Origin of the sequence: Sphaerotilus hippei, assembly GCF_003201595.1 — a bacterium.
GTDB lineage: Bacteria > Pseudomonadota > Gammaproteobacteria > Burkholderiales > Burkholderiaceae_C > Sphaerotilus > Sphaerotilus hippei.
Map to the genome: position 1 here is coordinate 340,893 of NZ_QJJS01000001.1, position 12,425 is coordinate 353,317.

General features: G+C 71.1%; 10 protein-coding genes. 3 read left to right on the forward strand and 7 right to left on the reverse strand.

Going from position 1 to position 12,425, the window contains the following annotated elements; genetic code table 11:
* Positions 1 to 2: 2 nt before the first annotated feature.
* The 4 genes from glyS to C7444_RS01675 all read right to left on the reverse strand — a co-directional run bounded on the left by glyS (position 3) and on the right by C7444_RS01675 (position 5,002).
* Positions 3 to 2,144 (reverse strand): glycine--tRNA ligase subunit beta, encoded by a 2,142-nt coding sequence (gene glyS / locus C7444_RS01660; protein ID WP_110399067.1) that lies wholly within the window; start codon positions 2,142 to 2,144, stop codon positions 3 to 5.
* Between the two features lie 2 nt (positions 2,145 to 2,146).
* Complete coding sequence (glyQ, locus tag C7444_RS01665) at positions 2,147 to 3,100, reverse strand: glycine--tRNA ligase subunit alpha (protein WP_110399068.1); 954 nt, start codon at positions 3,098 to 3,100, stop codon at positions 2,147 to 2,149.
* A gap of 207 nt (positions 3,101 to 3,307) precedes the next feature.
* On the reverse strand, positions 3,308 to 4,186 hold the full coding sequence (locus tag C7444_RS01670) for a hypothetical protein (RefSeq protein ID WP_110399069.1): 879 nt from the start codon (positions 4,184 to 4,186) through the stop codon (positions 3,308 to 3,310).
* Positions 4,187 to 4,195: 9 nt separating this feature from the next.
* On the reverse strand, positions 4,196 to 5,002 hold the full coding sequence (locus C7444_RS01675) for a nucleotidyltransferase family protein (RefSeq protein ID WP_110399070.1): 807 nt from the start codon (positions 5,000 to 5,002) through the stop codon (positions 4,196 to 4,198).
* A 222-nt stretch (positions 5,003 to 5,224) separates the two neighbouring features.
* On the opposite strand from C7444_RS01675, the gene tkt reads away from it, so the two are divergent.
* From tkt to C7444_RS01690, 3 genes are all read left to right on the forward strand, one after another.
* The gene (gene tkt, locus C7444_RS01680; protein WP_110399071.1) at positions 5,225 to 7,285 is read left to right on the forward strand and encodes a transketolase; all 2,061 of its coding nucleotides are present in this window, start codon (positions 5,225 to 5,227) and stop codon (positions 7,283 to 7,285) included.
* 81 nt (positions 7,286 to 7,366) lie between these two features.
* The gene (gene gap / locus C7444_RS01685) at positions 7,367 to 8,365 is read left to right on the forward strand and encodes a type I glyceraldehyde-3-phosphate dehydrogenase (RefSeq protein WP_110399072.1); all 999 of its coding nucleotides are present in this window, start codon (positions 7,367 to 7,369) and stop codon (positions 8,363 to 8,365) included.
* Positions 8,366 to 8,503: 138 nt separating this feature from the next.
* Positions 8,504 to 9,655, forward strand: coding sequence for an acyltransferase family protein (locus tag C7444_RS01690; RefSeq protein ID WP_245909358.1), 1,152 nt, complete (start codon positions 8,504 to 8,506; stop codon positions 9,653 to 9,655).
* 9 nt (positions 9,656 to 9,664) lie between these two features.
* Here the strand turns inward: C7444_RS01690 and C7444_RS01695 are convergent, their stop codons facing one another.
* The 3 genes from C7444_RS01695 to C7444_RS01705 are packed head-to-tail and all read right to left on the reverse strand — an operon-like array spanning position 9,665 to position 12,420.
* Complete coding sequence (locus C7444_RS01695) at positions 9,665 to 10,963, reverse strand: DUF445 domain-containing protein (protein WP_110399073.1); 1,299 nt, start codon at positions 10,961 to 10,963, stop codon at positions 9,665 to 9,667.
* 15 nt (positions 10,964 to 10,978) lie between these two features.
* On the reverse strand, positions 10,979 to 11,623 hold the full coding sequence (locus C7444_RS01700; protein WP_146219322.1) for an SPOR domain-containing protein: 645 nt from the start codon (positions 11,621 to 11,623) through the stop codon (positions 10,979 to 10,981).
* Positions 11,617 to 12,420, reverse strand: a complete 804-nt coding sequence (locus C7444_RS01705; RefSeq protein WP_110399075.1) for a biotin--[acetyl-CoA-carboxylase] ligase — start codon at positions 12,418 to 12,420, stop codon at positions 11,617 to 11,619. The genes C7444_RS01700 and C7444_RS01705 overlap by 7 nt, the downstream gene beginning before the upstream one ends.
* Positions 12,421 to 12,425: the final 5 nt, after the last annotated feature.

The window sequence follows — 12,425 nt, forward strand, 5'->3', positions numbered from 1 at the left end:
GCTCAGGTCGCCAGTTTCGACAGGTCGGCCACCCGGTTCATGGCCGCGTGCAGCATCGCCAGCAGGCCCAGGCGGTTGGCGCGCAGCGCCGGATCCTCGGCGTTGACCATCACGTCGTCGAAGAAGGCGTCGACCGGCGCCTTCAGCGCGGCCAGCGCCTGCAGGCTGCTGGCGTATTCACCCTGCTCGAACAGGCGGTCGGCGTCGGGCTGCACGGCGGCCAGCGCGGCAGCCAGCGCCTGCTCGGCCGCGACCTGCAGCAGCGCGGCGTCGATGCGCGCCTCGACCGTGCCCTCGGCCTTCTTCAGGATGTTGCCGATGCGCTTGTTGGCGGCGGCCAGCGAAGCGGCTTCCGGCAGCGCCGAGAATGCCCGCACCGCAGCCAGCCGGCGCGGGACATCGCCCAGGCGGCTGGGCGACAGCGCGAGCACGGCATCCACTTCCTGGGCGCTGTAGCCCTGCTCACGCAGGCTGACGGCCAGGCGGTCGCCGAAGAAGGCCAGCAGCGCGGTGCGCGGATCGCTGATCAGCTCGCCGAAGGCCGGCAGCGCGGCCCGGATCAGCTCGGCCAGGTCGAGCGGCAGGTTGTTCTCGACCAGGATGCGGATCACGCCGAGCGCATGGCGGCGCAGCGCGAACGGATCCTTGTCGCCGGTGGGCAGCTGGCCGATGCCGAACAGGCCGATCAGCGTCTCCAGCTTGTCGGCCAGCGCGACCACCGTGCCGCTGTGGTTGCGCGGCAGGCTGTCGCCGGCGAAGCGCGGCTTGTAGTGGTCCTCGATGGCGATGGCCACGCCATCGCGCAGGCCTTCGTGGCGGGCGTAGTAGCCGCCCATGATGCCCTGCAGCTCGGGGAACTCGCCGACCATGTCGGTCAGCAGGTCGGTCTTGGCCAGCAGCGCGGCCTGCTGCACCTTGCTGTCGAGCACCTTGAAGTGGTCGTCGGCGTCCACCGTGTACGGCAGCGTGGCCATGCTCAGCTGCGTGACGATGGCGTGTCCGATGGCGCGCACGCGCTCGGCGCGCTCGCCCTGGGTGCCCAGCTTGCCGTGGTAGACCACCTTGGCCAGGCCGTCCACGCGCGACTCGAGCGTCTTCTTGCGGTCCTGGTCGAAGAAGAACTTGGCGTCGGCCAGGCGCGGGCGCACGACCCGCTCGTTGCCGCCGATGACCGCGCTCGGATCGTCCGGCGTGATGTTGCTGACGACCAGGAACTTGTTCGTCAGCTTGCCGTGTCCGTCCAGCAGCGGGAAGTACTTCTGGTTGGCCTTCATCGTCAGGATCAGGCATTCCTGCGGCACGCCCAGGAATTCCTTCTCGAACTGGCAGGTCAGCACGTTCGGGCGCTCGACCAGCGCGGTGACCTCGTCGAGCAGCGCGTCGTCCTCGATCGGCTTGAGGCCTTCCCGGGCGGCCGCGGCCTCGAGCTGGCGCACGATCTCGGCGCGGCGGGCGTCGAAGCCGGCGATCACCGAGCCTTCGCGGGCGAGCTGCTCGGCGTAGTGGTCGGCGTGCTGCAGCGTGACCGTCGGCAGGGCCGCCTCGAAGCGGTGGCCCGTCGTGGTGCGGCCGGCTTCCAGGCCCAGCGCGCTCAGCGCGACGACCTGCTCGCCATGCAGCGCGACCAGGCCATGGGCCGGGCGCACGAAGTTCACGCTGCTCCAGCCGTCGGCCAGCTGGTAGGTCATGACCTTGGGGATGGGCAGCCGGGCCAGCGCCTCGTCCAGCGCCTTCTGCAGGCCGTCGGCCAGCGTCGCGCCGGGCACGACCGAGTCGAGGAACAGCGCTTCGGCCTTGCCGTCGGGCTGGCGCTTCAGCGTGGGCACGACCGACGCGTCGGCACCGACCGCGGCGAGCTTCTTCAGCAGCGCGGGCGTGGCCTGGCCATCGGCCGTCAGCGCCACCGCCACCGGCATCAGCTTGAGCTGCACGGCCTTGTCGGCCGCACGGGCCGACACGCCGGTGACGTGCACGGCCAGGCGGCGCGGCGAGGCGAACGGGGTCACGACGGCGTCGGTCGCCGCCAGGCCGCTGGCCTTCAGGCTGGCGGCCAGCGTGCCTGCAAACGACTCGCCCAGCTTCTTCAGCGCCTTGGGCGGCAGTTCTTCGACGAAGAGTTCAAGCAACAGGTTCTGCACGGTCATGATCAGGCGGCCTTCTTCGCGTCGTTCTTGGCGCCGGCTTTTTCCGCCTCGGCGGTCAGCTTGGCAGTGATCTCGTCGGCCCAGGCCTTCGGGGCCATCGGGAAGCCGAGGCGGGCGCGGCTGTCGAGGTAGGCGGCGGCGACGCTGCGGGCCAGGTTGCGGATGCGGCCGATGTAGGCCGCGCGCTCGGTCACCGAGATGGCGCCGCGCGCGTCCAGCAGGTTGAAGGTGTGCGCGGCCTTGAGCACCTGCTCGTAGGCCGGCAGCGCCAGCTGCTGCGTGATCAGGTGCTGCGCGTTGCCCTCGTGCGCACCGAAGGCGCTCAGCAGGAACTCGACGTTGCTGTGCTCGAAGTTGTAGGTCGACTGCTCGACCTCGTTCTGGTGGAACACGTCGCCGTACTTCAGGCCCGGCGCGTACTCCAGGTCGTAGACGTTCTCGACGCCCTGCAGGTACATCGCCAGGCGCTCCAGGCCGTAGGTGATCTCGCCGGTGATGGGCTTGCAGTCGATGCCGCCGACCTGCTGGAAGTAGGTGAACTGCGTGACTTCCATGCCGTTGAGCCAGACCTCCCAGCCCAGGCCCCAGGCGCCGAGCGTCGGATTCTCCCAGTCGTCCTCGACGAAGCGGATGTCGTTCTTCTTCAGGTCGAAGCCCAGCGCCTCCAGCGAGCCCAGGTACAGCTCGAGGATGTTGGCCGGTGCCGGCTTGAGCACGACCTGGTACTGGTAGTAGTGCTGCAGGCGGTTCGGGTTGTCGCCGTAGCGGCCGTCCTTGGGGCGACGGCTGGGCTGCACGTAGGCGGCTTTCCAGGGCTCCGGGCCGAGGGCTCGCAGGAAGGTGGCGGTGTGGCTGGTGCCGGCGCCGACCTCCATGTCGTAGGGCTGCAGCAGCGCGCAGCCCTGACGGTCCCAGTAGTCCTGCAGGCGAAGAATGATGTGCTGGAAGGTCAGCATGGTGGCAGTGGGTCGCAGCGTGGTGGCGGCTGCCCGGGGGGCAGCCGTTGGGGGACGGCAATCTGAACCGCGGCCGGCACGGCCGCCCCGCATTCGCAGGGGCAGCTCATCGTGCCGCACGGAAAGGCAGATTCTAGGCCGCCGGCCCGTGTGCCGGGGAGGGGCGGATGCCGCGCGGCCGCGCCGGTGTCGCCACCGGCCCGTGGCTCAGCGCTGCGCGGTGCGCCATTCCCGGCCCTCGAACGGCCGGGTCTGGATGGTGTCGATGTAGTGCGGGTTGGGCAGGCGCACCTGGCGCTCGGCCCGCACCAGCGCGAACAGGCGGCCGGCGGCGACGCTGTCGTCGAGGGCCTGCCGGTCCTTCAGCGCGCACAGCTCGTGCTGCAGCGCGACCTGTTCGGCGTCGGGCAGCGGACGGGCGCGGCGCGACAGCGCATTGAGCTGATGGCGGATCGCCACCATGCGCTCGCGGTCGGCCTGGCGGCGCTGGCGCCGGATCAGGCTGGCACTCGCCCGCACCTGGCCGGCACCGGCCAGCCAGCCGGTGCGCGGCAGCTTGATGGCGCCGCCGCTGTGCAGCTCCAGCGCGAGGTAGCAGGTGCCCAGGCGCCGGCCCATGAAGCCAGCCTCGGTCGGATCCCGGCCATCGAGGCCACGCTCGACCACATGCACCCGCGAGATCTCGCCGAGCGCCAGCCGCCGCACTTGGCGTGAGCGCCCGCGCCGCCACACCACCTGCCAGGCGCTGACCTGCACGCATTCCCAGGTCCACAGGTCCCAGGCGGCCGCCGCGGCCAGGCCCAGGGCCGCCAGGGCCCACGCCGGCGTGAATCCGGCCCAGCCGAGCCAGGCGCACAGCCCGCTCACCAGGATGCCCAGGCCCACCTCGAGCGAGGCCCGCGAGCCGGGCGTGAACAGCGAGCGCTGGTAGCCGGCCGAGGCCTCCCGGTCGGGCACCATCGGCTGGCGGCGCAGCAGCAGGGCCTGCACGCCCCGGGTCAGCAGCTGTTCCAGGACCAGCGCGGTGGCCAGGCAGCACAGCAGGGCCAGCCAGGCGGGCAGCGGATCGTGCAGCAGCGGGTTCATGGGGTGGGCTCAGGTCGTCGCAGGCGGGGGCTGCAGGGCCGACCACTGCGCCGGCGTGCCGACGTTTTCCCAGCGGCCGGGGTAAGGTTGCAGGCTGATGCGCTGCGCGGCCAGGCCGTCGTGCAGCAGCGGCCCCAGCGCGGCGCGGGTGCCGGCCGGGGTGGCCGCGAGCAGGTCGCGGTGCATCAGCGCGAGGTTGGCGTAGGTGCAGCGTCCGCCGTCGGGCAGGGCATCCGCCTCGGCCCGGGCCAGGCCCAGCGAGGCCTCGGCGCCGATCGCGGGCTGCGGCGCACCGGGGGCGAAATCCCCTCGGGGGTGAAAGGCCGGATTGGGCACGGTCCACAGGTGGGCCAGCAGGCCGCTGCGCACGAAGCGCTGGGCCAGCTCGGCGTCGAAGCGGAAGTCCGGTGCCCAGATGTCGCCCGAGATGACCCAGAACGCCTCGCGGCCGTCGGCGCACAGCCAGTCCAGCACGGTGGCGATGCCACCGGCCGTCTCCAGCGCCCCGCCGTGCTCACGCTGCTCGTGGGAATAGCGCAGGTGCAGGCCGAAGCGGCTGCCGTCGCCCAGCACCTCGGGAAACTGCACCTCGAGCCAGGCGGTGTTGATCACCACGTCCTGCACCCCGTCGCGCGCCAGCGCCTGCAGGTGCCACTCGATCATCGGCCGGCCCAGCACCGGCAGCAGCGGCTTGGGCGTGCGGTCCGTCAGCGGACGCATGCGCTCGCCCCGTCCGGCGGCCAGCACGATGGCACGCAGGGGTAGGGGGGGTGTTGCCGGAGCGGAGAGGGACACGGGAGCGGGTGCTGGGTTCATTTTTGAAAGCTGCGGGGCAGTTTAGGAAACGAGGTGTGCAAATGCTGCCCCCGAATCGATGGGGTTCGTGAGGCGGATCGTGTGCGAATGGCGAAAAATCGCCGGTCATCGGCGGACCGCTCTCCGGTGCCCGTGGCAGCCCGTGTGGAAGGGGCTGCGCGCCGTGCGCCTAAAATCGGTGGGTTGTCCTCCTCCACACGGCGTCTCTCGCCGCACAGCGCCATGGCCGCATCACAAGAAATCTCCTCGTCTTCGACCGCCCAGATGGCCAACGCCATCCGTGCACTGGCCATGGACGCCGTGCAGCAGGCCAATTCCGGCCACCCCGGCGCCCCGATGGGCATGGCCGAGATCGGCGTGGCGCTGTGGAAGCGTCACCTGAAGCACAACCCCGCCAATCCGCTGTGGGCCGACCGTGACCGCTTCGTGCTGTCCAACGGCCACGGCTCGATGCTGATCTATGCGCTGCTGCACCTGACCGGCTACGCGCTGAGCCTGGACGACCTGAAGGCCTTCCGCCAGATGCACAGCAAGACGCCGGGCCACCCGGAAGTCGGCGTGACGCCGGGCGTCGAGACCACCACCGGCCCGCTGGGCCAGGGCATCACCAACGCGGTGGGCATGGCGCTGGCCGAGAAGCTGCTGGCTGCCGAGTTCAACCGCGACGGCCACACCGTGGTCGACCACCGCACCTACGCCTTCCTGGGCGACGGCTGCCTGATGGAGGGCATCAGCCACGAGGCCTGCGCGCTGGCCGGTGCCTGGAAGCTCAACAAGCTGGTCGCCCTGTACGACGACAACGGCATCTCGATCGACGGCCAGGTCGCTCCCTGGTTCATCGACGACACCGCCGGGCGTTTTGCCGCCTATGGCTGGAACGTGGTCGGTCCGGTCGACGGCCATGACGTCGAGGCCGTCGACGCCGCCATCGCCCAGGCCCGCCAGAGCGGCGACAAGCCCACGCTGGTGATCTGCAAGACCCACATCGGCAAGGGCTCGCCCAACCGCGCCAACACCTCCAAGGCCCACGGCGAGCCGCTGGGTGCCGAGGAGATCAAGCTGACCCGCGAGTCGATCGGCTGGAGCGCCGAGCCCTTCGTGATCCCCGCGGACGTCGCCGCTGCCTGGAACTGCCAGGTCGCCGGTGCCGCCAGCCAGGCCGCGTGGGACGAGCGTTTTGCCGCCTACGCCGCCGCCTTCCCGGAACTGGCCGCCGAGTTCACCCGCCGCATGGCCGGTGAACTGCCCGACACCTTTGCCGAGATCGCCGTCGAGGTGGTCGCCGCCGCTCACGACAAGGCCGAGACGGTCGCCAGCCGCAAGGCCAGCCAGCTCGCGCTGGAGCACTTCACCGCGAAGCTGCCCGAGATGCTGGGCGGCTCGGCCGACCTGACCGGCTCGAACCTGACCAACACCAAGTCCACGCCCAACCTGCGCTTCGACGCGGCCGGCGCCGTGGTCAAGAACGAGGCCGGCCAGGGCGGGCGCCACATCAACTACGGCGTGCGCGAGTTCGGCATGGCCGCCATCATGAACGGCGTGGCGCTGCACGGCGGCTACATCCCCTACGGCGGCACCTTCCTGACCTTCAGCGACTACAGCCGCAACGCCATCCGCATGGCCGCGCTGATGAAGCTGCGCGTGGTGCATGTGTTCACCCACGACTCGATCGGCCTGGGCGAGGACGGCCCGACCCACCAGTCGGTCGAGCACGCCGCCAGCCTGCGCCTGATCCCCGGCCTGGACGTCTGGCGTCCGGCCGACACCACCGAGACCGCGGTCGCCTGGACCATGGCGCTGGCCAACAAGCATCGCCCCAGCGCGCTGCTGCTGAGCCGCCAGAACCTGCCCTACGCACCCAAGACCGATGCCGACGTCATCACCAAGGGCGCCTACGTGCTGGCCGAGCCCAGCGAAGTGGGCTTCAAGGAAGGCAAGAAGGCCAAGGCCGTGATCATCGCCACCGGCTCCGAAGTGCAGCTGGCGCTGCACGCCCAGGCTGAGCTGGCCAAGCTGAAGATCCCCGTGCGCGTGGTCAGCATGCCCTCGACCACGGTGTTCGACCGCCAGAGCGTCGCCTACAAGACCGAGGTGCTGCCGGCCAAGCTGCCGCGCATCGCGATCGAGGCCGGCGTGACCGACTTCTGGTGGAAGTACGGCTGCGACGCCGTCATCGGCCTGGACACCTACGGCGAGTCGGCTCCGGCCGGCGTGTTGTTCAAGCACTTCGGTTTCACCCCCGAGAACGTGGTGGCCACCGTGCGGAAAGTACTCGGCGCGTAAGCATCGCCAGCGCACACTCGACGGGTTTTGTCCCGACGGGATCCGGTTTCCTGTTTTGTCCGTTAACGAGAGGAGCGTTCCATGACCATCAAGATCGGCATCAATGGCTTCGGCCGCATCGGCCGCATGGTTTTCCGTGCCGCCGTGCAGAACTTCAACGACGTCGAAGTCGTCGGCATCAACGACCTGCTGGAGCCTGACTACCTGGCGTACATGCTGAAGTACGACTCGGTCCATGGCCGCTTCAAGGGCGACGTGGCCGTCGAAGGCAACACCCTGGTCGTCAATGGCAAGAAGATCCGCCTGACCGCCGTCAAGAACCCGGCCGAGCTGAAGTGGGACGAGGTTGGCGCCGACGTCGTCATCGAGTCCACCGGCCTGTTCCTGACCAAGGAAACCGCCGAAGCCCACCTGAAGGCCGGTGCCAAGAAGGTCATCCTGTCGGCCCCGTCCAAGGACGACACCCCGATGTTCGTCTTCGGCGTGAACCACGGCTCCTATGCCGGCCAGGCGATCATCTCCAACGCCAGCTGCACGACCAACTGTCTGGCCCCCGTGGCCAAGGTGCTCAACGACACCTTCGGCATCAAGCGTGGCCTGATGACCACCGTGCACGCCGCCACCGCGACGCAGAAGACCGTCGACGGTCCGAGCAACAAGGACTGGCGCGGTGGCCGTGGCATCCTGGAGAACATCATCCCGTCGTCCACGGGCGCGGCCAAGGCCGTCGGCGTGGTGATCCCGGAGCTGAACAAGAAGCTGACCGGCATGGCCTTCCGCGTGCCGACCAGCGACGTGTCGGTGGTCGACCTGACGGTCGAGCTGAACAAGGAAACCTCCTACGCCGAGATCTGCGCGGCCATGAAGGCGGCCTCCGAAGGCGCGATGAAGGGCGTGCTGGGCTACACGGAAGACAAGGTCGTGGCGACCGACTTCCGCGGCGAAGTCTGCACCTCGGTGTTCGACGCCGAAGCCGGCCTTGCGCTGGACAGCACCTTCGTCAAGGTCGTGTCCTGGTACGACAACGAGTGGGGCTACTCGAACAAGTGCCTGGAAATGGCACGCGTGATCGCCGGCTGAATCGCCGCTGACCTGCACTCGCGGGCGTGACTTCGGTCACGTGCCCGGAGTAAGCTGGAGGGCTTTGCTCCCACGAGCAGGGCCCTTTTTCTTTTGTCCGCGCGATCCGTGAATCCTGCCGCTGCTCTTCCTTCCGGCGTGAATGCCGCCCCCGTGCCGCGTGCGTCCCCCGCGGGCGGCCCGCCGGTCGGCGTGATCGATCTGGTGCGTGTGCTGGCCACCCAGCTCATCGTCTGGCATCACCTGGCCTTCTACGGCCCGATGTCGGACGTGGTCCATCGTGAGTGGCCGCTGCCGATCGGCGCGCTCTACGACCACGGTCGCCTGGCCGTCCAGGTCTTCCTGGTGCTGGGCGGGTACCTGGCCGCCCGCTCGCTGGCCGGGCGCCTGACGCTGCCCCCCGGGCGGGCCGTGCCCGCCTTGCCGCTGCCCAGGCTGCTCTGGCAGCGCTACGTGCGCCTGGTCCAGCCGCTGGGCGTGGCGCTGCTGCTGGCCATCGCCGCGGCGGCGCTGGCGCGCCAGCTGATGGACCACGAGGCCACCCCCGCGGCGCCGACCTGGGAGCAGTGGGCCGCCCACCTGCTGCTGCTGCACGACGTGCTGGACTACGACGGCCTGTCGGCCGGCGTCTGGTACGTGGCCATCGATTTCCAGCTGCAGGCCCTGCTGATCGCCTGGGCCTGGCTGTGCCGCCTGGCCATGCCGGGGGCCAGCCGCTGGCCGCAGCGCCTGTTCTTCGTCGGCTCGGCCCTGCTGACCGTGGTGTCGCTGCTGTGCTTCAACCGCCAGCCCGAGCTGGACGTGTGGGCGCCGTATTTCTACGGCTCCTTCGGCCTGGGCGTCATGGTGCAGGGCCTGACCCGTCGGGGCCGGCCCTGGGGCGCGCTGGCGGCGCTGCTGCTGCTGGTCGGGCTGGTGCTGGAGGTCGAGTGGCGGCTGCGCATCCTGGTGGCGGGGGGCACGGCGATGGCGCTGGTCGTCTGCGTGGCGTCCCGCCGCTGCGCGGACTGGCAGCCCGCGGCATGGCTGCAGGGCCTGGCGCGGGTGTCCTACGCCCAGTTCCTGCTGCACTATCCGCTGGCGCTGGTGGTCAACGCCCTGGTGTTCCGCCTCTGGCCCGAGCAGGTGGTGGCCAATGCCGCCGGCATGCTCGCGATCTGGCTGCTCAGCCTGCCGGCGGCGATGCTGTTCCATGCCCTGGTCGAGGCGCCGACCGCGACCCGGCACTGGCAGGCGCTGGGTCGCCTGCTGATGCGCTTGCTGCGCCTGCCCCGGCCGAGCGTGGGCTGACGCGGCGCTTCAGCGCAGCGCCGCCCAGAGCAGGTCGGCGCCGTGCAGCAGCAGGCCGATGCAGCCGCCGACCAGCGTGCCGTTGAGGCGGATGAACTGCAGGTCGGGGCCGACGCTGAGCTCGACGCTGTGCACCAGCTCCCGCTCGTCCCAGCTGCGCACGGTGCTGGCGATGTGCCGGGTGATGCCGTCGCGCAGGTCGTCGGCCACGGCGGCGGCGGCGTCTTCCAGGTGCTGCTGCAGCGCGGCGCGCAGCGGTGCGTGGTCCGCCAGCGCGGCGGCCAGCGTCTGCAGGGCGGTCGTCAGCTGGGTGCGCAGGGCCGAATCGTCCTGTGCCAGATCGGCCTGGATCCGTGAGCGCAGGCCCTGCCACAGGCCGTGCAGGCCCTGCTGCACGGTCGGGTCGTCCAGCAGTCCGGCCTGCTGGCGGGCGATGCGATCGCGCCAGTCCGGGTCGTGCTGCAGCCGGTCGATGGTGCGCTGCAGTGCCTCGCTCCAGGCGATCCGCCGGGGGTGGTCGGCCTGGGTGGCCACACGCTGCAGCCAGTCGCGGGCCCCGCGCAGCAGGCTCTGGGTGATGCGCTGGCTGTAGTCGGCCGGGTTGGCGAGCAGGCCCAGCGCCTTGAGCGTGCGGGGGTATTCCTTGTCCGCGACCTCGATGAGCAGGTCCGACAGCATGTCGTGCACCTGCGGATCGTCCAGCCAGCGCTCCATCTGCTCCAGCGTCAGCGTCAGCAGGCGCTGGTCGTGCCCGCTGGCGCTGAGCCAGCGCAGCAGGCGAGCGGCCGCATCGGCGCTGTCGACCTGCGCGAGCTGGTCACGCACCAGCCCGGTCAGCACCCCGCGCACCCGTTCGTCGTCGACGGTGTCGAGCGCGCCGGCCATCAGGCGGGCCAGGCGCTCGCCGAGCCAGCGGGCATGGGTCGGGTCGGCCAGCCAGCGGGTCAGCTGCTCGACCGGCTGCAGCGCGCGCAGCCGCTCCATCAGCCGGTCGCGGCCGAGGAAACGGTCGCGGATGAAGGCCGCCAGGCTGTCGGCGACCCGGGCCTGGTTGCGTGGCAGGATGGCCGTGTGCGGAAAGGGCAGCCCCATCGGGTGGCGGAACAGCGCGACGACCGCGAACCAGTCCGCCAGCGCGCCCACCATGGCCGCCTCGGCGAAGGCGGCGATCCAGGCCCAGGTGCCGTCGGGCGCCTGGGCGCGGGCCAGTACGTACAGGGCGCTGACCGCCACCAGCAGGCCGGTGGCCAGCCGCTTGCCGCGGCGCAGCGCCGCTTCCTTGTCGGCGCCCGCCCCGGCCGCCGTCATCGGGGCCGCCGCCGTTCAGCCATTGCGGCAGGGCTGGAAACGTTTGCCGTGCAGCGGCGCGCCGATGCCCTTCAGGCTCTCCTGCACCGACACGTCGGCCGCCGGCACGCGGATGGTGTGCCAGACGGTGGGCGGCGTGAGCGTGACGATGCGCGCCGACCGCAGGCGCTGGCTCTCGAGCCGGCGCACCGCCTCGCGCGCCTCCTCGATGCCGTTGAAGCGGCCCAGCGACAGCCCGGGCACCAGCGTGGCGGGTTCCTCGACCTCGGTGTAGCCGATGTTGCGCTTCTTCAGGTCCTCGATGCGCCGCTGCATGGCCTCCGGCTTGGCGTAGCGGCCCATGTAGACCAGCCACACCCCGGGCTTCTCGAGCCGGGTGACGGCCCAGCCGCCCTGCGGCAGCAGCGCCCGCACCGCGTTGTCGGCGCTGCTGAACTCGGCCGGCGTGAACGGGCCGGCCTCCAGGCAGATCGGCGGGGGCGCCACCAGGCTGCCGGGCGCGACCGGGCGGATCAGGTCCGGCTGCACCTGCTGGGCGATGCGCTGGGGCTCGCGGTCGGCCTCGGGCGACAGGTCGATCACCGAACGCAGCCAGCCCTGGGTCCAGCCGAAGAACAGCAGGTTGGCCGCGACCAGCAGCAGCACCAGACCCCTCAGCATGGGCGCACGCTCACTTCGCCGCTGGCCACCGGCTGCAGCGTGCCGTCGTCGCGCCGGACCCGCAGCTGGCCGTCGCGGTCGGGGCCGATCGCCGTGCCCCGCAGCTCGCCGGCCGAGACGGTGCGACCGGCCAGCACGTCCCGCTCGGCGTAGGCCGGCAGCAGCGGCGCCAGCCCGTCCCGCTCGAAGGCCTGCAGGGCCTGCAGCAGCGGGGCGGCGATGCGGTGCAGCGTCCGGGGGGCATCCAGGTCGGGCTGCAGCTCCTGCACGCCGGCATAACCGGTGCGGAAGCCGCCTTCGGGTCCGGCGCTCGGGCCGGCGGCCGGTCGGGCCAGGATGTTCAGTCCGCAGCCGATCACGGTCCAGCGGCCCTCGGGGTCACCCGGCAGGGCCACGGTCTCGATCAGGATGCCACCGAGCTTGCGGTCGGCGCCGTCGGTCAGCCAGAGGTCGTTGGGCCACTTGATGCCCAGGCGCGGTGGCGCGGACGGGTCCAGCGCGCGCGCCAGCGCCAGGCCCACCGCCAGCGACAGGCCGGACCAGTCCCGGGGGGCGTAGCGCAGGCCGAGCGAGAAGGTCAGCGAGCCGCCGGGCTCGCTCCACCAGGGCCGGCCCAGGCGGCCACGACCGGCCGTCTGCTGCTCGGCCACCATCAGGCAGGTCGAGGTGTCGCCGGCACGGGCGCGCTCCATCAGCGAGGTGTTGGTCGAGCCGGTGCGTGGCAGGACCTCCACGCTCAGGTCCGGGGCCAGGGGCAGCAGCAGCTGCCAGAGGGTTTCAGCATCCCAGTGCAGCATGGGTT